Below are 19,943 nucleotides of genomic sequence, written 5' to 3'. Positions count from 1 at the left end.
TATGAAAGAGGTGATCCCACAGACGCTAATTGCGCTCGACAATTTGTCGAAAACATTTGGTGGCAACCGCGCACTGAGCGATATCTCGCTGACCTTACTGGCTGGCGAAGTGCACTGTCTCGCTGGCACCAACGGCTGTGGCAAGAGCACCTTAATCAAAGTCATTTCCGGGGTGCACGCCCCGGATAGCGGCAGCCGCATCACCTTGGGCGATGGCCAAACCTTCCCGCGTCTGACCACTCGTCAGGCGCGTGATTTCGGCATCCAGGTGATTTATCAGGATCTGTCGCTGTTCCCCAATTTAAGTGTGGCGGAGAACATCGCCTTCGAGCACAACCTGAATAGCCTGCTCGGCTGGCACCGCAAAGCTAAGCTGCGTGAAACCGCGCAGCGCATTATCGATGAACTGAAATTCGAACTCGATCTCGACCAAAAAGTCGCGGCGCTGTCGATTGCAGCACGTCAGCAAGTGGCGATTTGCCGCGCGCTGGTCGCCGATGCCCGTCTGGTGATCATGGACGAGCCAACCGCTTCGTTAACGCGTACCGAAGTGAATCAGTTGCTGCGCACCGTGCGCTACCTGAAAGACAAAAACATCTGCGTGGTGTTTGTGAGCCATCGTCTCGATGAAGTGCTGGAAATTTCGGATCGCGTCACCGTGATTCGCGATGGCCGCAAAATGGGCACCTGGCCTGCGAAAGAGATGACGCCGCATCATCTGACAGAACTGATGACCGGCCTGAAACTCGATTACCAATTAAAAACCCCGACGCGCAACGACGATCGCCTGATCCTCGAGGTCGAAAAACTGACGCGCGCCGGCCAATATCACGACGTCAATTTCAAACTGTATCAGGGCGAAGTGCTGGGTCTGTGCGGCCTGCTTGGTTCCGGACGTACCGAACTGGCGCTGTCACTGTTTGGCATGACCAAACCAGACAGCGGCAAAATCTGGCTCGACAGCAAACCGGTGCGTTTCCGTGGTCATGAAGATGCCATTAAAGCCGGCATTGGTTATGTCTCGGAAGACCGCTTAACCCTCGGCCTGGTACAACAGCAATCGGTGGCCGACAACATGGTGCTGCCGATCCTCGACAAGCTGCAAAACCGATTCCACCTGATCGATGAATACCGCAAGAACAAGCTAATTTTGCAGTGGATTCAACAACTCGGTGTGCGCGTTGCCGATCCCAATCTGGCGATCTCCACGCTCTCTGGCGGCAACCAGCAAAAGATCGTGCTGGCGAAATGGGTGCTGACTCAGCCGCGTATTCTGATTCTTGATTCGCCGACCGTTGGCGTGGATGTCGGCGCCAAAGCCAGCATCTATCAGCTGATTCATCTGCTGGCGAAGGAAGGTTTGTCGATCATCCTGATTTCCGACGAAGTGCCTGAGGTTTGGTACAACTGCGACCGCATCCTGCACTTCCGTGATGGCACCGTTCATGCCGAATACCAACCCGATACCGTTGAGCAAGAACAGCTGGCGGAGGTGATCAATGCCTGATTTTTCGCGTTTACGTCCGAGCTCCAGCCAAGGCTGGCTCGCCTGGGTTTTGCTGGCTTTCATCGTGTTCTTCTCAGCGGCCAGCGACCAATTTTTAACGGTACAAAACCTGTTGGATCTGGCTGAAAGCTACGCGGTAACCGGCATTTTCGCCTTGGGCTTATTTGTGGTGCTGGTGACCGGCGGCATTGATATCTCCTTCGCCGCCGTGGCATCGGTGGTGCAATACCTGATCGCCTCGCTGTTTGTGCAGTTCCAGTTTGATAACGCGGTGCTCAGCATCCTGCTGGCGGTGGTGTGCGGCACGCTGTTTGGTGTGATCAACGCCCTGCTGATTACCTCGCTGCGTGTGGTGTCGATCATCATCACCATCAGTATGCAGTCGCTGCTGTTTGGCCTGCTGATGTGGGTGACCGGCGGCAAAAGCCTCTATTCCCTGCCGGATTGGTGGATCACGCTGCGCAGCGTGCTGCCGTTCGAGTGGCAAGGCAACAGCTTCCAGGTCGGTTTGCCGCTGGTCACCATGCTGGTGATTGCGGGTCTGACTGCGCTGCTGCTGAACAAAACCAATCTGGGCCGCCAGCTGTATGCGGTGGGCGGCGATGCAGAATCGGCACGTCGTATCGGTATCCGCGTTGGCCTGATTCACGTCTTCGCTTACGGCTGGCTCGGTGCGATGGCGGCGATTGGCGGCTTGGTGCAAGTGTATCGCATGGGTGAAGTGGTGCCGAATGCGCTGGTCGGCGGCGAGCTGGATGTGTTGGCTGCCACGGTGCTCGGCGGTGCCAGCCTGATGGGCGGCAAAGGCACGGTGAGCGGCACGTTGATGGGCGTGTTCCTCATCGCCATCCTGAAAAACGGCCTCAACCTGATTGGCGTCTCCAACTACTTCATGAACATCGTGGTCGGCGGCGTAATCATGGTGGCGATTGCCGTCACTCACTACAAAAAACGTAAAGAAACTGATGTCAGTTTCGTCTAACGGAAGGCGCATAACCATGAAATCACTCTCTGCTCTGCGTCCGGACGGCACCAACATCGGCCTGATGCTGCTGATTGCCTTAGCGCTGGCGATTTTTACCGTGATGTTGCCGGGCCGCTTCCTGACAGATTCCACCTTTATGAGTATGGCATTCCAGTTGCCAGAACTCGGTTTGCTGACGCTGGCGATGTTTATCGCCATCCTCAGCGGCGGTTTGAACCTGGCGATCATCGCCACCGCTAACCTGACGGCGCTGTTTATTGCCTGGACGCTGATGAGCGCCCTGCCCGCCGATGCTGGCACCGGCATGCAACTGCTGTGGCTGTTCATCGCAATTATCGGCGCAATGCTGATTGCCGCGGTGATTGGCGTAATTACCGGCGTGATGGTGACGCGTATCGGTGCCCACCCGATTTTGGTGACGCTGGCAACCATGATGACGCTGAACGGTATCGGCATTTGGCTGACCAAAGGCGCGGCGGTTAGCGGCATGCCTTCGGTGGTGCAAGCGCTGGGTTCCAATACCTTGCTCGGCATGCCGTTGCCGCTGTGGGTGTTCCTGATAGCCGCCGCGCTGCTGGCGCTGTTCCTCGGCAAAACCCGCGCCGGTAAATGTATCTACATGGGCGGCAGCAACATCAACGCCACCTGGTTTAGCGGCATCAACACCCATCGCATGGTGGTTCTGGTGTACGTCATCTCCAGCCTGCTATGCGTGTTAGCCGGATTGATCATGATGGCGCGCTTCAACTCAGCGCGTATGGGTTACGGCGATGCCTATCTGCTGTTAACCGTGCTGGCGATTATTCTCGGCGGCACCGACCCGAACGGCGGTTTCGGCCGCGTCACCGGCGTGGTGCTGGCGCTGATCGCCCTGCAAGTGCTGTCTACCGGCTTCAACCTGATGAACATCAGCCAGCACGTCAGCCTGGCAATGTGGGGCGCGGTGCTGATTGTGGTGCTGGCCTTCAAACAATTTAAAGCTCGTTTTAATGAACATCGCGCCGTAAAGCTCAGCAAGCTGGCCGCGGTTCTTAACCCTCTGACCGAAAAGAAGGAAGTATGATGCGTATTCAAGTCTCCCCGTCGTTGATGTGTATGAATCTGATGGAAATCAAGCACCAGTTAGCCGTGCTGGACTCTCGCGCAGACTTCCTTCATATCGATATCATGGATGGTCATTACGTCAAAAACATCACGCTGTCGCCGTTCTTTATTGAGCAGATTCGTCCGTTCACCAAAGTGGCGCTGGATGTGCATTTGATGGTTGAACATCCTACTGATTTCATCGAGGCGATTGCCAAAGCCGGTGCCGATTACATCTGCCCGCACGCTGAAACCATCAACCGCGATGCGTTCCGCGTGATTAACCTGATTCGCAGCTTCGGCAAGAAAGTCGGTGTGGTTCTGAACCCGGCGACGCCAGTGTCATTCATCCATCACTACATTCATCTGGTGGATAAAATCACTGTGATGACGGTGGACCCAGGTTTTGCCGGTCAGCCATTTATTCCAGAAATGGTGGCCAAAGTTCAGGAACTGAAAGCCCTGAAACAAGCACACGGTCATAAATATCTGATTGAGATCGACGGTTCTTGCAACACGCGCACCTACAACACGCTGATTGGCGCCGGCGCAGAAGTGCTGATTGTCGGCACCTCCGGCCTGTTCAATATTCACGATAATCTGGAAACCGCCTGGGACATGATGCGCGAAAGCATTGATGAAGCTCAGGGCGTGGCGCAGGTATCCGCATGAAAAAAAGCTGGCTCGGTATCGACATTGGCGGCACCGGCACACGTCTGCAGCTGATGGAAGAAGGCCGCGTTTGGTCGAGCTTCCGTAAGGTGCCGACGGCCAGCTGGGCGCAACAACCCGACGCGCTGGCCGCGCTCGGGGATTTGATCAGTGAAACGCTGGAGCAGCAACCGGTGAGCGGCGTGATGTTGGGGTTGCCCGGCATTCTCAGCCGCGACCGCCAGCAGGTGATTTCGCTGCCGTTTATTCAGGCGCTGGATCACCAACCGGTTGCCGCTATTCTCACCGAACGTCTCGGTGTGCCAGTGGCGATGGATAAAGATGTTAACCACTTGATGATGTGGGATTTGCTGCAACTGGAGCAATTGCCGGATATCGCGGTCGGTTTGTATCCCGGCACCGGCATGGGCAACAGTTTATGGATTAACGGCCAGTTTTATCACGGCCATAATGGCGGCGCGGGTGAACTCGGTCATGTGCCGGTCGCCGGTAACCATCTGCCCTGCCCGTGCGGCAATCATGGCTGTGCCGAAACCGTCACATCTGGCCATTGGTTGAGCCAATGGGCCAAAGCCAACGTGTCAGAAACCGGTATGTCGGCGCTGTTCAGCCAACATCGTGACCATCCAGAGTTGCAGGCTTTTGTGCAGCGTCTGGCGCAGTTGATTGCCACTGAGATGAACATCCTCGATCCGGAATACCTGATTTTAGGTGGTGGCGTGCTGGCAATGGCCGACTTCCCGTTGGCGCAGTTACGTAGCGGCATTCAGCAGCATTTGCGTCCGCCAGCCACGCGCGACAACCTGAAAATTGTCTTCAGTCAATCCACCGATCACACCGGCTGCCGCGGTGCTTGTCTCGCCGCAGAACGTCTGTTCAGGAGTGCATGATGAAAGGAAAAGTGTGTGTGTTTGGCTCGTTCAACCTCGACGTGGTCGCGGTAATGAACCGTTTCCCGATGCCGGGCGAATCGCTGACGGCGCATAACAGCATGATGGGTCCGGGCGGTAAAGGCGCCAATCAGGCGACAGCGGCATTGCGTGCCGGAGCGCGTGTGCATTACATCGGCAAAATTGGCAATGATGATTTCGGCACGTTCGCCCGTCGTCATCTGGAAAAAACCGGCTTTGACGCCATCACCTTATTCACCTGCAAAGAAAAACCCACCGGCAACGCGTTGATTTATGTCGCCGGTGATGACGCCGAGAATATGATTTCGGTTTATCCGGGCGCCAACACCACCGTCACCGCCGCCGAAGTGGCGCGCTGCCAACCGACGGTTGCCGCCGCGGATATCTTGCTGGTGCAGTTGGAAAACAATCTCAGCGCTATTCAACGCATGATCGATAATGCGCGCGCCGGCGGCACCTTTGTGATCATGAACCCGGCACCGTGGCAGAAAGTCAGTGATGCATTGTTGGCGAAGGTGGATTTACTGACGCCAAACAGTACCGAAGCGATGCAGTTAACCGGCGTGAAAGTCAGTGACTTCGCCAGTGCGCAGCAAGCGGCCGAAGTGCTGCATCGCAAAGGCGCGCGTCAGGTGATTATTACCCTGGGGGTGGCGGGCGCGTTGCTTTCGGTGGCAGATCAACAACCATTGCGCATTCCGTTGTTCCCAGCACAACCGCTGGATACCACCGGCGCGGGCGATGCGTTTAATGGCGCATTGGCGGCACGGTTAGCTTCTGGTGATGAATTGCCGCAGGCGGCGCTGTTCGCTTCGGCTTATGCATCGCTGTGTGTGGAACGTTCTGGCGCGGCGCATTCCATGCCGTCATATGCCGAAGCGCTGGCGCGTTTGCAAGCATCACCGCAGTGCGTGCTGGAACCGTTGGGTGAATTGGTATAGAAGGACATGATGCCCGCACCATCCTGTAGCGGCGCAATTTATTGCGTTGTGTTGACCTTTTAACGTCAACTAAACGCGATGAATCGCGCCGCTACGAATATGTGCGATTTGGATGTCTGGATTTACGCCTTTAACCATCCCGCAATCTGCGCATGCTGCAACAGCATAATGGCTTTACCGTCTTGAATGCGGCCATCTTTCACCATCGCCAGCGCTTCCGGGAAACTCAGCTCCAGCACGGTAATCTCTTCATCATCCACGCCGCCGCCGTCGTTGGTGCGCTGCGCATCGCTATATTCCGCCGCAAAGAAATGCACCAGCTCAGTCACGCCGCCTGGCGACATATACACTTCATAGAGTTTATGCACTTTGCCAACCTGATAACCGGTCTCTTCAATCGCTTCTTTGCGAATGCAGTCTTCTGGCGTGTCGTCATCCAGCAACCCGGCGCAGGTCTCAATCAGTTCACCGCTGGTGTTGCCATTCAGATAGGTGGCAATACGGAACTGTTTAATCAGCAGAACGCTATTTTTTTCAGTGTTATACAGCAGGATAGTGGCGCCGTTGCCGCGATTGTAGACTTCACGCTTGTGGCGTACGACTTCGCCGTTGTTGCGGGTGAGTTCGTAGGTGTAGTTGCGCAGCACAAACCAATTATCTGACAGCAACTTATCTTTGATGATGTTGATCTTTAACGACATAGCCGCTCCACTGCAAGATTGAGGGAGCCTGAGATGATAGGACGAAGCACGGGGGAAAACTATCTGATTTTGAAGCTGGATAATATGCAGAATTTTGTAGCGGCGCGATTTATCGCGTTGTTTTAAAGCCAGTGCCCCGGCCTAAAAGAACGCGATAAATCGCGCCGCTACGATTCAGTGCAAATATGCAGGAAGAGAATCAAAAACCGTTCGGCTGATCTTTCATATCCGGCAAATGGTGCGCGATACCTTTGTGGCAATCGATACAGGTTTTGCCCTCTTCCACCGCTTTTTTATGCATCTTGCCGGCGACGGTTTTCTGCGCCGTGAAATCCATATAATCGAAGTTGTGGCAGTTGCGACACTCTTGCGAGTTATTGTTCTGCATCCTGCGCCACTCGTTACGCGCCAGCTCAATACGGTGTTCTTCGAACTTTTTCGGCGTATCAATGATGCCGAAGATCTTGGCGTACACCTCTTTGCTCGCCTGAATCTTACGCAGCATTTTCGGGCCCCATTCGTGTGGCACGTGGCAATCGGGACAAGTGGCGCGCACGCCGCTGCGGTTGTTGTAATGCACCGTCTGCATATATTCCTGATAGACGTTATTGCGCATCTCATGGCAACCAATACAGAACTGCTCGCGGTTGGTCATCTCCATCGCAGTGTTGAAGCCGCCCCAGAAAATAATCCCGCCAGCAAAACCGAGGATCAGCAGCGTACCGAGCGCCAGACGACTTGGACGTCGCCACCAGCGCCAGATACGGAGAAGTTTCTCTTTCATGGTTATCCTCACTTACCGAAGCCGTCGGCCGGTTTGAAGGTGTTTTCCACCACCGGTTTGGCATCGGTTTGCGGCACGTGGCACTGCAAGCAGAAGTAGCGACGCGGTGAAACGGTGCTGCTTACCAATCCATCGCGATCGGTGAAGTGCGTTGGGCTGACGCGCGGCGCGCCGGTGGTCAGATAGCTCTGCGTACCGTGGCATTGCAGGCAACGGTTCACGTTTTTCGTTACCTGATAGCCATCAACGCTGTGCGGAATCACCGGCGGCTGATTGACGTAGTTCAGCGGTTGGCGGCTCTGCTCTTTAGGCTGATGGATCGTGCCCTGCTGTGTGGCCGTCACTTCAGGCGATTGATTGAGATCGACGCCATTATCAGTAGCGTAAACCGTGCCGCCCAGCATCAGGGCGGCCAAAGTAATGAGTGTAATTAAGGGTTTCATTGCATCCTGCCTTAAATTTTAACCAGCTTGATGGCGCATTTTTTGTAATCGGTCTGCTTCGACAGCGGATCGGTGGCATCCAGCGTGACGTTGTTCGCCAACACGCCTGCATCGAAGAACGGCATAAACACCAGACCTTGCGGTGGCTGATTACGTCCACGAGTTTCGATGGTGGCAACCGTTTCACCACGGCGTGACACCACGCGGACTTTTTCGCCACGACGGAAGCCGCGATCTTTTGCATCCAGCGGATGGATATACAGCAACGCCTGCGGTACTGCGCGATGCAGCTCCGGTACGCGGCGCGTCATGGTGCCGGTATGCCAATGCTCCAGCACGCGTCCGGTGCAGAACCACAAATCGTATTCGGCGTCCGGCGCTTCAGCCGGTGGCTCGTACGGCAAGGCGAAAATCGTCGCTTTGCCATCTGGCTTGCCGTAGAAACGTACGCCTTCGCCGGCTTTCACGTAGCTGTCGTAACCTTCGCGATAGCGCCAGCGCGTCTCTTTGCCATCGACAACCGGCCAGCGCAAACCGCGCGCTTGATGGTAAACGTCGAACGGTGCCAGATCGTGACCGTGACCGCGGCCGAAACTGGCGTACTCTTCGAACAACCCTTTCTGGATATAGAAGCCAAAGTCGCGCGCTTCATCGTTCAGTTGGTCATCCGCCACTTCGCTCAGCGGGAACTGGTTAACCTGGCCGTTGGCATACAACACATCGAACAGCGTTTTGTCGCGCAACTCTGGATTCTTCGCGATCAACTCTTCCGGCCACACTTCAGTAACGCGGAAACGCTTGGAGAAATTCACCAACTGCCACAGATCGGATTTCGCCTCGCCCGGTGCTTTCACCTGCTGATGCCAGAACTGGGTACGGCGCTCGGCGTTGCCGTACGCGCCCTCTTTCTCCACCCACATCGCGGTAGGCAGAATCAGATCCGCTGACAAAGCGCTGATGGTTGGATACGGATCGGACACTACGATGAAGTTGCGCTCATCGCGCCAGCCCGGCATACGCTCCTGAGTAATATTCGGACCGGCCTGCATGTTGTTGTTGCACATCACCCAATAGGCATTGAGCTTGCCATCTTTCAGCGCGCGGTCTTGCGCCACGGCATGCAAACCAATTTTGGCGGGCACGGTGCCTTGTGGCAGCTTCCACAGCTTTTCTGCGGTAGCACGGTGTTTGTCGTTGTTGACCACCATGTCCGCTGGCAAACGGTGTGCAAACGTACCCACTTCACGCGCGGTGCCGCACGCCGAAGGTTGGCCGGTCAAGGAGAACGGACCGGTGCCTGGACGCGAGATTTTGCCGGTTAACAAATGCAGGTTGTAGCACAGGTTATTGGCCCACACGCCGCGCGTATGCTGGTTGAAGCCCATGGTCCAGTACGACACCACGTTAACTTTAGGATCGGCGTACAGTTCCGCCAGCGCGATCAACTGATCTTGCTCAACGCCGCTCATGGCGCTGGCTTTTTCGACGGTGTATTCCGAGACGAATTTGGCAAACTCGTCGAAGCTCATCGGCGTCGATTCGCCGCTGTCAGGATTTTTCGCCGACGATTGACGCGGATCGGTTGGGCGCAAGCCGTAGCCGATATCGGTCACGCCTTTGCGCAACGTGACATGGTTTTGCAGGAAGGTTTTATCGACCTTGTTGTTCTGAATGATGTAGTTGGCGATGAAGTTGAGGATCGCCAGATCGCTCTGCGGCGTGAACACCATGCCATTATCGGCCAGCTCAAAGCTGCGATGGCGATACGTCGAGAGCACCGCCACTTTGACGTTGTGATTGCTCAAACGACGCGCGGTAATACGCGACCAGAGAATCGGGTGCATCTCGGCCATGTTCGATCCCCACAGCACAAACGCGTCGGCCTGCTCGATATCGTCGTAGCAGCCCATCGGTTCGTCCATGCCGAAGGTGCGCATGAAACCGACCACCGCCGATGCCATGCAATGACGCGCATTAGGATCGAGGTTGTTGGTGCGGAAACCGGCTTTCATCAATTTGGACGCGGCGTAACCTTCCCACACCGTCCACTGACCGGAGCCGAACATGCCAACCGAATCCGGGCCGTTGGCTTTCAGCGCGGCTTTGAACTTCTGTTCCATGATGTCGAAAGCTTGATCCCAGCTGACCGGGGTGAATTCGCCATCTTTGGCAAATTTGCCGTCGGTCATACGCAGCAGCGGCTGCGTCAGACGATCTTTTCCGTACATGATCTTCGGCAGGAAATAGCCTTTGATGCAGTTCAGACCACGATTCACTTCAGCCTGCGGATCGCCTTGCGAAGCCACTACGCGCCCATCTTGCGTGCCCACCAGCACACCACAACCGGTGCCGCAGAAGCGGCAAGGCGCTTTTTCCCAGCGAATTGGCGCAGCCAGTGAAGTGGCAGCTTTGGTAACCGTTGGGATGGTCAATCCCGCAGCCGTTGCAGCAGCAGCCGCCGCATTGGCCTTCATAAAATCACGACGACTTATACTCATGATGCTTCCTTACAAGGTTCTTCAATTTCGTCTTGCTGGTGATAGACCAGCGATACCGCCAACACGTGAGGAATGTTGCGGGTCTCTTCAATATTGCGCAGCAGTGCGGCGCTATCGGCCGCGCCCAGCGTCACCGCCAGCGTGCCGCGTGCGGCGTCTTCAGCGGCGATGTCACAATCGGAGAACGCCAACAACGCGCTTTTAACGGCTGAAATGGATTCGGGACGTGCCTGAATCACCAGGCCGCAGACGTGCCAACTCTGTTCATGGTTCATGATGTAATCCTGTGGCCGAAACCGGGCATGGCGCGATACACGCGCCGCAGCCGTTACACAGCTGTGCGAGGGTTTGCGGCTGGGCGATGCCGTTAGGCATCAAATGAAATCGGATGGCTTGCTGTTCACAACTTTCCTGACAACTGCGGCAACTGACGCCAAGCAGCGTGATGCAGCGGTTATCAATGCGAATGCGCTGGGGAAAGGGCTGAGTTTCACGCGCCTGGAACAGCGGCTGCGGGCAAGCGTCTACGCAGGCGGCGCAGAAGGTGCATTCGCCTTGCAGAAAATCGAGCTGGGGAATTTCACCGGCATGCAGCTTGATGATGTCGGTTTCGCAGGCTGCAACGCACTTGCCGCAACCATCGCAACCCGATTCTCCTCGCCACCACGGCAAAGCGATGCCATCAGCAGACGCTACGCGCTGCCCGGTAAAGAGTTCACGTCGCGACAGCGCCATCGATTCACCTTAAACGGAGGAAAGAGAGATGGTGCGTAAAATAACCTGACACTAATGAGGGCTATATCACCCCAAAGGGGTAAATACTGACGTGGGATCAAATGAAAGGACGTTGTAATAAAAACGGGGGCCAAAAGGCCCCCGCAGATGAGAATCGCTGTGATTAGCGCGGTGAGTCCTCCGCCAGCGTATCGTGATTCTCTGCATGATGTTCGTGCTCTTTCAGCGCTTCAGCATGCACGCGTTTGCGCACGCCAAACCAACCCAGCACCAGAATCACGGCAATCAACGGAATGGAGGCGATAGTGTAGGTGCCGTTTGGATAGTCAAACGCCATCAACACTAAGACGCTCGCCAGGAACAGCAGCGTCAACCATGAGGTAAACGGCGCCCACGGCAGTTTGAAGCTGACATCGTCTGCCTTGCCTTCTTTAATCGCTTTGCGCAGACGCATCTGGCACACCACGATAAAGCCCCACGACGAAATGATGCCGAGTGAAGCAAAGTTCAGAACGATTTCAAATACCTGAGAAGGCACGTAGTAGTTGAGTACCACACCAAAGATGTAGACACCGATGGTCACCAAAATACCGGCATACGGCACCTGCTGTTTGCTCATCTTCGACATGAACTGCGGTGCAGAACCGCCCATCGACATCGAACGCAGAATACGACCGGTAGAATAAAGCCCCGAGTTGAGGCTCGACAGCGCGGCGCTCAGCACCACGATGTTCATCACGCTACCGATGTAAGGCACGCCGAGTTTGGAGAAGAAGGTGACGAACGGGCTTTGTCCAGCCTGATAAGCGTTCCACGGCAGCAGCAGCACCAGCAACACCACCGAACCGACGTAGAACAGGCCGATACGCCAGATCACGCTGTTGATGGCTTTTGGCAGCATGGTTTTGGGATCTTTACACTCGCCCGCCGCCGTACCGACCAGCTCAATTGAGGCGAAGGCAAACACCACGCCTTGCACCAACACCAGCGCCGGCAGCAAACCGTGTGGGAAGAAACCGCCGTTATCGGTGATCAAGTGGAAGCCAGTGGTGTTGCCGTCAAGCGGCTTACCGCTGCCGAGGAATATCGTTCCGACAATCAAGAACGCCACAATCGCCAGCACTTTCACCAATGCGAACCAGAACTCCATCTCGGCGAACCACTTCACGCCAATCATGTTCATGGTGCCGACAATCGCCAGCGCGCCCAATGCAAACACCCATTGCGGCACATCACCAAACGCGCCCCAATAGTGCATATACAGCGCCACGGCGGTGATATCGACGATACCGGTCATCGCCCAGTTGACGAAGTACATCCAGCCCGCCACATACGACGCTTTTTCCCCAAGGAATTCACGTGCATATGAAACAAAGCTGCCGCTGGAAGGACGATGTAACACCAGCTCGCCCAACGCACGCAGAATAAAGAAGGAGAAGATACCGCATACCAGATAAACCAGTGCCAGCGCGGGACCGGCCATTTGCAGACGCGCACCCGCCCCCAGGAACAGACCGGTACCAATGGCGCCACCGATGGCGATCATTTGTACCTGACGGTTACCCATCGCTTTGTGGTAACCGGTATCGTGGGAATTGAGCCAGCGTCTTTTCGCAGCGCGTTGTTCGGCTGCGGTTTTTTTAATTGATTTCATAGCTTTCCTGTTTGTCCTGACCATCAATCACCGCGTAACCAATCGATTGCGTGCGGCGGTGTGAAATGGGGTAAAACCCGGTGTCATAGCAACGGAACGATGTCGCGTGGCGGGTCGGGAATTTACGGCGAAGAATCCTACCCGTTCTGCATGAACGAAGCAAAAAATACCGCCAGGCTGCACGAGTTGAATTGTAATAATCCGTCGCGGTGCACAAAAAAACCGGCCAATCACTTGGCCGGTAAAGGGGTTGACTACAGGGAGGGTAATACAGGAAAGGCGTTGAATGCTGAGAATTTCTCTGGCGCACCGTGGCGCGCCACTACAAGTTCTTAACGATAAATTTCTGCGGTGCCGCTCCACAGGCTAGAGTCGCCCGGCGTTTGCACACCGATAACGCGATAGCCGCTCGCGCCTTCCGCTGTGGCTTTTTGCGACAGATGGCGCGTTGCATCATCCAGCGAACCGCGCACGCCGCTGATGGAAACGGTGCCCGCGCTTTGCAGGTTTTGTGCTTGTTCGGCGCTGAGTGGTTGAGCAGCTAGGGTTGAGAAACTTGCGGTAGCAAGCAGTGCAGCAGTCAGAACGGCATAACGTGTCTTCATGAGATGCTCCTGTTGTCTTCCGTTAGGGGTTTTGCGTGACAGGACTGAGTATCACCTACCGAATGAAAACCAGGCTGCGCATGCCGTAAAAGCGTTTAATAATTCGCCAGCTAACTGCGGGTTATCCAGGGAAAAGTAAAGAGAACTGCTTTTCTCTGCTAAAAGTAACCTGATGTGACGAGATCACACTCGCCGTAATGGATCGCCTGCCCTATAATCCCCCGCTCTTAAAAGGGTTATTAATGTGATAGTAAAACGTCCTGTTACTCGCACCATCGCTCGCGCGCTCAGCGTGATTGTGCTGCTGTCGCTGCTTACCACCGGATTAGCGCTGATGACGCTCTCCAGCAGCCTGCGCGATGCCGAAGCGGTGAATGTCGCCGGTTCGCTGCGTATGCAGATTTATCGCCTCGCCTGGGATAGTACGCGCGATCCACAGCAGTTAGCCCATCACATTGATCTCTATCGACAAACGCTGGAGTCGCCGGCGTTACAGCATCTGGAACGTCCGTGGGTGCCGGTGGATGTCACCAGCCGCTATCGCTATCTGCGCGACAGTTGGCCGATGCTACAGCAGACCTTACAGCCCGAGCGTGCACGCGTTTATCAGCAGCAGGTTGCCAGCTACGTCAGCGAGATCGACCGCTTTGTATTATCGGTACAACATTACGCCGAACTGAAAATGCATCTGGTGGCGGCCAGCAGCTTGTTTGGCTTTTTGGCGATTGTCGCGCTGGCGCTGTGGACCATTGGTTTTATCCGCCGCAACGTGGTACGTCCACTCAATTCGCTGGTCACCGCTAGCCATTATGTCGAACAGGCCAACTTCGCTTTTCCCGCTTTGCCGGTTGAACAACCGAATGAACTGGGCGTGCTGGCGCAAGCCTTCACCACCATGGCGGAACGGCTGCACTCGCACTATCGTTTGCTGGAATTTGCGGTACGGGAAAAAACCGAAGACCTCACGCAAGCCAACCGCACGCTGTCACTGCTGTATGAAAGCTCGCAAATTCTCACCAGCAGCCCGGCCAATCCCGAACTTTTTCAGGGCTTGCTGCGTCTGGTACAGCAGCGTGAAGCGCTTTCAGTGCTGCAAATTTCCAGCGATGACATTGAATTTCAGGCGGGCCTGGCAGATGAAGCACAAAGCTGGCAACGCTTGCCGCTGATGCAGGAAGAGCAATTGTTAGGAGAATTGCGCTGGCAAACGCGCCGCGCGCCGCCGGCAGACGAACTGATGCAAAGTCTGGCGAACATGCTGGCACGCGCGTTATGGATTTGGCAGACGCAAAAACAGTACCAGCAGATGCTATTAATAGAAGAGCGCGCCACCATCGCGCGCGAGCTGCACGATTCGCTGGCGCAATCGCTCTCTTTCCTGCGCATTCAGTTGGCGCTGCTGCGGCGCAATGTTGACGATTCGCAGCCGCAAGCGCAGGCGATCATCGCGGATTTTGATCGTGCGCTGGCCGAAGCCTATCAGCAACTGCGCGAGTTGCTTACCACCTTCCGTTTGACCATCGAACAAGCCGATTTGGTGCAAGCGATGCAAGCCATGATTGCGCCGCTGCAAGAGCAATCACAGGCGGCGATTGCATTCGATTACCAGCCTGGCCTGCAAACCTTAGATGCCCAGCAGCAAGTACATGTGTTGCAGATTGCGCGCGAGGCGCTGCTCAACGCGATTCGCCACGCGCAGGCGCAGCGGATTCAGATTCATTATCAGCGTGTCGCTGATGAGGACCATTTGCTGACCATCGAAGATGATGGCTGCGGCATCAGCAGTCTCGAAGAACCACCGGGACATTATGGCCTGACGATTATGGCTGAACGCGCCGCGCGTTTATCCGGCACGCTGTTGATTACCCCACAAGCGCAAGGCACGCGCATCACGTTACGTTTTCCGCCGCGCCCTGCGCATCGGCTGAGTTAAAATTGAACATCAGGTCACCATAAATGGCGACCCTACGAGATGAGAAACAGGAGACATTATGGCAACCCCTTCCCTGACAATTATGATCGTGGACGATCATCCGCTGATGCGCCGTGGTATTCGCCAATTGCTGGCGCTGGAGCCGCGGCTGGAAGTGGTCGCCGAAGCCAATAACGGCACCGAAGCGTTGGCTGAAGCACGTCGCCTGTCGCCCGACGTCATCTTGCTGGATCTGAACATGAAAGGCATGTCTGGCCTTGATACGCTTAAAGCGCTGCGTAATGAAGGCATCGCTTCACGTATTCTGGTGCTAACGGTTTCGGATGCGCGCAATGATATTTACGCGATGGTGGATGCCGGGGCCGATGGCTATTTGTTGAAAGACAGCGAACCTGAATTGCTGCTGGCGCAAGTGATGCGCGGCGCACAGGGTGAAAACGTGTTCAGCGAAGTGGTAGCCGAATATCTTACCACGCGCCAGCCAACCTCGAACCCGTTCAAACAACTGACCGAACGCGAACTGGATGTGTTGCAGGAAGTGGCGCGTGGATTATCGAACAAGGAAATTGCCGCCACCTTGCACATCTCAGAAGAGACGGTAAAAGTGCATATCCGCAATCTGCTGCGCAAACTGGATGTGCGTTCACGCGTTGCCGCCACCGTGTTGTGGCTGGAAAGCCGAAATGTGTAGCACAGCACAGAAAGCCGTCAGCACATTTACACTTTCTCCATAATTTATCCACGATTCTCTAATTTGCGCCGCGTAGAGTAGCAGCAGCAGGAGTTTTCGAGAGAGCAACTTGCACTCCGCCAGCGTGAAGCGTTCTGAGCTTCACGCTCATCATAATAAAAGTAGAAAAATACGCAGCTGAGGAGTGTCGGTTCCATGTCGAATTTTTTTATCGACCGCCCCATTTTTGCCTGGGTTCTGTCTATTTTGCTTTGCCTGTGCGGCACGTTAGCGATCATCTCGTTGCCGATTGAGCAATATCCCGACCTCGCGCCACCGAATGTGCGTATCACCGCGAACTATCCCGGTGCATCCGCAGAAACGCTGGAAAATACCGTCACCCAAGTTATCGAACAGAACATGACCGGCATCGATAATTTGATGTACATGTCCTCTAACAGCAGCAACACCGGTCAGGCACAAATCACCCTCACCTTTACCGCTGGTACCAATCCTGATGAAGCGCGTCAGCAGGTGCAAAACCAGTTGCAAAGTGCGCTGCGCAAACTACCCGCGGCGGTACAGTCACAAGGGGTTACCGTTAATAAAACCGGTGATAGCAATATCTTGATGATTGCGTTTGTCTCTACCGACGGAAGTATGGACAAACAGGATATTTCAGATTATGTCGCCAGTAACATTCAGGATCCGCTGAGCCGCATTGATGGCGTGGGCCAGGTGGATGCTTACGGCTCGCAATATGCGATGCGCATTTGGCTCGATCCCAACAAATTAATTGCTTACGCGCTGACCACAGATGATGTGGTCAAGGCGATTGAATCGCAAAACGCCCAGGTCGCCGTTGGCCAGGTCGGCGGTTTGCCTTCGGTTGATAAGCAAGCGCTCAACGCCACGGTGAATGCGCAGTCGATGCTGCAAACACCGGAGCAGTTTAAAGCGGTAACGCTGAAAACCAATAGCGACGGTTCGGTAGTAACGCTCGGTGATGTCGCTGATGTGGCGATGGGCGCGGAAAAGTATGACTTCCTCAGCCGCTACAACGGCCAGGCAGCATCCGGTCTCGGCATCAAGCTGGCGTCTGGCGCGAACGAGATGAATACCGACAAACTGGTGCGTGCACGCATTGCTGAGCTGTCGCAGTACTTCCCGCACGGGCTGGAAGCAAAAGTCGCCTATGAAACCACGCCGTTCGTCAAAGCCTCGATCAAAGACGTGGTGAAAACCCTGCTGGAAGCCATCCTGCTGGTGTTCCTGGTGATGTATCTGTTCCTGCAAAACTTCCGCGCCACCTTGATTCCGACGATAGCCGTGCCGGTCGTGTTGCTCGGCACTTTTGCGGTGCTCTACGCCTTTGGTTACAGCATCAATACCTTGACGATGTTCGCCATGGTGCTTGCCATCGGGCTATTGGTGGATGACGCCATCGTGGTGGTAGAAAACGTCGAACGTATCATGAGTGAGGAAGGTCTCTCGCCGCGCGCCGCCACCCGTAAATCGATGGGACAAATTCAGGGCGCGTTGGTCGGCATTGCGTTGGTGCTGTCGGCGGTGTTTGTGCCAATGGCGTTCTTTGGCGGCACGGTCGGTGCTATCTATCGTCAGTTCTCGATCACCATCGTTTCGGCGATGGTGCTGTCAGTGTTGGTGGCGATGATTCTGACGCCCGCGCTGTGTTCCACCTTGCTGAAGCCGCTGGAGCAAGGCCAGCATCATGGTCGCAAAGGTTTCTTCGGCTGGTTTAACCGCATGTTCAACGCCAGCGCAGAACGTTATGAGCGCGGCGTGGCAAAGATCTTGCTGAAAGGTGGTCGCTGGCTGCTGCTGTATCTCGGCATTATCGGCGTGATGGCATTCCTATTTATCCGCCTGCCAACCTCGTTCCTGCCACTGGAAGATCGTGGTGTGTTCCTGACGCAGGTGCAGTTACCTGCCGGTTCAACGCTGGAACAAACCTCCAACGTGGTAGCGAAGGTCGAGAATTACTACATGACCGCCGAGAAAGATAACGTGGTGTCGGTGTTCTCCACCATTGGTGCCGGTCCTGGCGGTAACGGTCAGAACGTGGCGCGTTTGTTCGTGCGCCTGAAAGATTGGGAAGAACGTCCGGGCAGCGATCGCACCTCCTTCGCCATCATCGATCGCGCCACCAAAGCCTTCCACAAGATTAAAGAAGGCCGCGTGATTGCCAGCAGTCCGCCTGCGATTACCGGTATGGGCAGTTCATCGGGCTTTGATATGGAGTTGCAGGATCACGCTGGCATCGGCCATACCCAATTAATGGCGATGCGCGACAAATTGCTGGAGCTGGCAGGCAGCAACCCGGCGCTCTCGCGCGTGCGTCACAACGGACTGGATGACAGCCCGCAATTGCAGATCGATGTGGATCAGCGCAAAGCGCAGGCGCTCGGTGTGTCGCTGGATACCATCAATGACACTTTAACCACCGCGTGGGGTTCGACTTATGTTAACGACTTCCTCGATCGCGGACGCGTGAAGAAAGTCTACGTACAGGCCGCGCCAGAGTTCCGCATGCTGCCGGAAGACGTGAATAAATGGTACGTGCGCAACAGCAGCGGCAGCATGGTGCCGTTCTCTGCCTTCGCCACCAGCCATTGGCAAACCGGTTCGCCGCGTCTGGAGCGTTACAACGGTTATTCGTCGCTGGAGATTGTCGGTGAAGCGGCTAATGGCGTGAGTAGCGGTACCGCGATGGATGTGATGGAAAAATTGGTTGGGCAATTACCATTGGGCGTGGGCTTCCAGTGGACCGGCGCATCCTATCAGGAACGTTTGTCCGGTTCACAAGCGCCCGCGCTGTATGCAATTTCGCTATTGGTGGTGTTCTTGTGTCTGGCGGCCTTGTATGAGAGCTGGTCGATTCCATTCTCGGTGATGCTGGTGGTGCCGCTCGGCGTAGTCGGCGCATTGGTGGCGACTTGGATGCGTGGGCTGGAAAATGACGTCTATTTCCAGGTCGGATTGCTCACGGTGATCGGTTTGTCGGCGAAGAACGCCATTTTGATTGTGGAATTCGCTAATGAGATTAACAGTAAAGGCCGCGAACTGCTGGAATCGACGCTGGAAGCATCGCGTCAGCGCTTGCGTCCAATTTTGATGACTTCGCTGGCCTTCATCTTCGGCGTGCTGCCGATGGCGATTAGCAGCGGTGCCGGCTCCGGCAGCCAGCACGCGGTCGGTACCGGCGTGATGGGCGGCATGATTTCAGCCACCATTTTGGCGATTTTCTTCGTGCCGTTGTTCTTCGTGGTGGTGCGCCGCCGCTTCCCGCTGAAGGAAAAGCCGCACGATTGAGTTGGCATTGCGCAATAAATTGCGCCGCTACGATATGTGCGGACATTAGGCTCCGCGCATATCATGCGCACACACTTATAGCGGCGCGATTTATCGCGTTCTTTTGAATAAAAAAAGCCGCCATAACGGATATGGCGGCTTTATTGTTGTGTGTGGTAAGAATCACAGCAAGTTGGGAAGTGCCCTGCTTTTCTCTATGCGTATTACTTATTGCGTAACATCGCTTCGATAAATTCTTTCCAGTTCCCCAGTTCAGTGTCAACCATAATACCCTCTCTTATTGTAGTGCCGATTCTACGTCGTTTTTTTCATCAGGTGAATACGTTTCCACCTGTTATCTCTATCGGCAAAAGCGTACAAAAGCTGCAATTTGTTTAAATTGCGTACTGACGCACATTTCAGCAACTCCATAATGCGACTCAGAAAATGCCTGGCTTAAATGGCGTAGCACAAATTCACCGTTCGGATAATCCTTAGTGCACTGATGA

General features: G+C 55.2%; 17 protein-coding genes. 9 read left to right on the top strand and 8 right to left on the bottom strand.

The genetic code is table 11. The annotated features are described in order from the left end of the window. Position 1 precedes the first annotated feature (1 nt). From ABDW13_RS10430 to ABDW13_RS10405, 6 genes are read left to right on the top strand one after another with little or no spacing between them, the layout of a single operon-like run. Entirely contained in the window at positions 2 to 1,507 is a 1,506-nt protein-coding gene (locus ABDW13_RS10430; RefSeq protein ID WP_343552490.1) for a sugar ABC transporter ATP-binding protein, read from the top strand. Then, positions 1,500 to 2,489 carry an ABC transporter permease gene (locus tag ABDW13_RS10425; protein WP_343552489.1) on the top strand — a complete coding sequence of 330 codons (990 nt, stop codon included), beginning with the start codon at positions 1,500 to 1,502 and terminating at the stop codon, positions 2,487 to 2,489. The genes ABDW13_RS10430 and ABDW13_RS10425 overlap by 8 nt, the downstream gene beginning before the upstream one ends. A gap of 16 nt (positions 2,490 to 2,505) precedes the next feature. Further along, positions 2,506 to 3,555, top strand: a complete 1,050-nt coding sequence (locus ABDW13_RS10420) for an ABC transporter permease (protein WP_343552488.1) — start codon at positions 2,506 to 2,508, stop codon at positions 3,553 to 3,555. Further along, the gene (alsE, locus tag ABDW13_RS10415; protein WP_343552487.1) at positions 3,555 to 4,247 is read left to right on the top strand and encodes a D-allulose 6-phosphate 3-epimerase; all 693 of its coding nucleotides are present in this window, start codon (positions 3,555 to 3,557) and stop codon (positions 4,245 to 4,247) included. Before ABDW13_RS10420 ends, alsE begins: the two co-directional genes overlap by 1 nt. Next, positions 4,244 to 5,137, top strand: coding sequence for an allose kinase (alsK, locus tag ABDW13_RS10410; protein WP_343552486.1), 894 nt, complete (start codon positions 4,244 to 4,246; stop codon positions 5,135 to 5,137). Before alsE ends, alsK begins: the two co-directional genes overlap by 4 nt. Then, positions 5,137 to 6,099: a ribokinase gene (locus ABDW13_RS10405; RefSeq protein WP_343552485.1), complete on the top strand. Its 963-nt coding sequence runs from the start codon at positions 5,137 to 5,139 to the stop codon at positions 6,097 to 6,099. Before alsK ends, ABDW13_RS10405 begins: the two co-directional genes overlap by 1 nt. A 122-nt stretch (positions 6,100 to 6,221) precedes the next feature. Here the strand turns inward: ABDW13_RS10405 and nudK are convergent, their stop codons facing one another. The 8 genes from nudK to ABDW13_RS10365 form a co-directional block, all read right to left on the bottom strand. Continuing rightward, positions 6,222 to 6,800 carry a GDP-mannose pyrophosphatase NudK gene (nudK, locus tag ABDW13_RS10400; RefSeq protein ID WP_343552484.1) on the bottom strand — a complete coding sequence of 193 codons (579 nt, stop codon included), beginning with the start codon at positions 6,798 to 6,800 and terminating at the stop codon, positions 6,222 to 6,224. Positions 6,801 to 6,999: 199 nt separating this feature from the next. Next, positions 7,000 to 7,584, bottom strand: a complete 585-nt coding sequence (gene napC / locus ABDW13_RS10395) for a cytochrome c-type protein NapC (RefSeq protein ID WP_343552483.1) — start codon at positions 7,582 to 7,584, stop codon at positions 7,000 to 7,002. 8 nt (positions 7,585 to 7,592) lie between these two features. Next, on the bottom strand, positions 7,593 to 8,027 hold the full coding sequence (gene napB, locus ABDW13_RS10390; protein ID WP_343552482.1) for a nitrate reductase cytochrome c-type subunit: 435 nt from the start codon (positions 8,025 to 8,027) through the stop codon (positions 7,593 to 7,595). An 11-nt stretch (positions 8,028 to 8,038) separates the two neighbouring features. Next, positions 8,039 to 10,525 carry a nitrate reductase catalytic subunit NapA gene (napA, locus tag ABDW13_RS10385; protein WP_343552481.1) on the bottom strand — a complete coding sequence of 829 codons (2,487 nt, stop codon included), beginning with the start codon at positions 10,523 to 10,525 and terminating at the stop codon, positions 8,039 to 8,041. After that, on the bottom strand, positions 10,522 to 10,800 hold the full coding sequence (locus tag ABDW13_RS10380; RefSeq protein ID WP_343552480.1) for a chaperone NapD: 279 nt from the start codon (positions 10,798 to 10,800) through the stop codon (positions 10,522 to 10,524). The genes napA and ABDW13_RS10380 overlap by 4 nt, the downstream gene beginning before the upstream one ends. Next, positions 10,790 to 11,260: a ferredoxin-type protein NapF gene (napF, locus tag ABDW13_RS10375; protein WP_343552479.1), complete on the bottom strand. Its 471-nt coding sequence runs from the start codon at positions 11,258 to 11,260 to the stop codon at positions 10,790 to 10,792. Before napF ends, ABDW13_RS10380 begins: the two co-directional genes overlap by 11 nt. A gap of 163 nt (positions 11,261 to 11,423) precedes the next feature. After that, complete coding sequence (gene ansP / locus ABDW13_RS10370; protein ID WP_343552478.1) at positions 11,424 to 12,914, bottom strand: L-asparagine permease; 1,491 nt, start codon at positions 12,912 to 12,914, stop codon at positions 11,424 to 11,426. Positions 12,915 to 13,246: 332 nt separating this feature from the next. After that, the gene (locus ABDW13_RS10365; RefSeq protein WP_343552477.1) at positions 13,247 to 13,519 is read right to left on the bottom strand and encodes a YdgH/BhsA/McbA-like domain containing protein; all 273 of its coding nucleotides are present in this window, start codon (positions 13,517 to 13,519) and stop codon (positions 13,247 to 13,249) included. 244 nt (positions 13,520 to 13,763) lie between these two features. On the opposite strand from ABDW13_RS10365, the gene narQ reads away from it, so the two are divergent. The 3 genes from narQ to acrD all read left to right on the top strand — a co-directional run bounded on the left by narQ (position 13,764) and on the right by acrD (position 19,455). Continuing rightward, a complete protein-coding gene (gene narQ, locus ABDW13_RS10360; RefSeq protein WP_343552476.1) occupies positions 13,764 to 15,452 on the top strand; it encodes a nitrate/nitrite two-component system sensor histidine kinase NarQ in 1,689 nt (562 codons plus the stop codon). A gap of 58 nt (positions 15,453 to 15,510) precedes the next feature. Continuing rightward, positions 15,511 to 16,143: a response regulator gene (locus ABDW13_RS10355; protein WP_343552475.1), complete on the top strand. Its 633-nt coding sequence runs from the start codon at positions 15,511 to 15,513 to the stop codon at positions 16,141 to 16,143. A 195-nt stretch (positions 16,144 to 16,338) separates the two neighbouring features. Then, positions 16,339 to 19,455 carry a multidrug efflux RND transporter permease AcrD gene (gene acrD, locus ABDW13_RS10350; RefSeq protein ID WP_343552474.1) on the top strand — a complete coding sequence of 1,039 codons (3,117 nt, stop codon included), beginning with the start codon at positions 16,339 to 16,341 and terminating at the stop codon, positions 19,453 to 19,455. Positions 19,456 to 19,943 lie beyond the last annotated feature (488 nt).

It is taken from the genome of Pantoea sp. (genome assembly GCF_039594315.1).
Lineage (GTDB): Bacteria > Pseudomonadota > Gammaproteobacteria > Enterobacterales > Enterobacteriaceae > Pantoea.
Note: the sequence above shows the minus strand (reverse complement) of the source record. Positions and strands in the feature narration are given on the sequence as shown.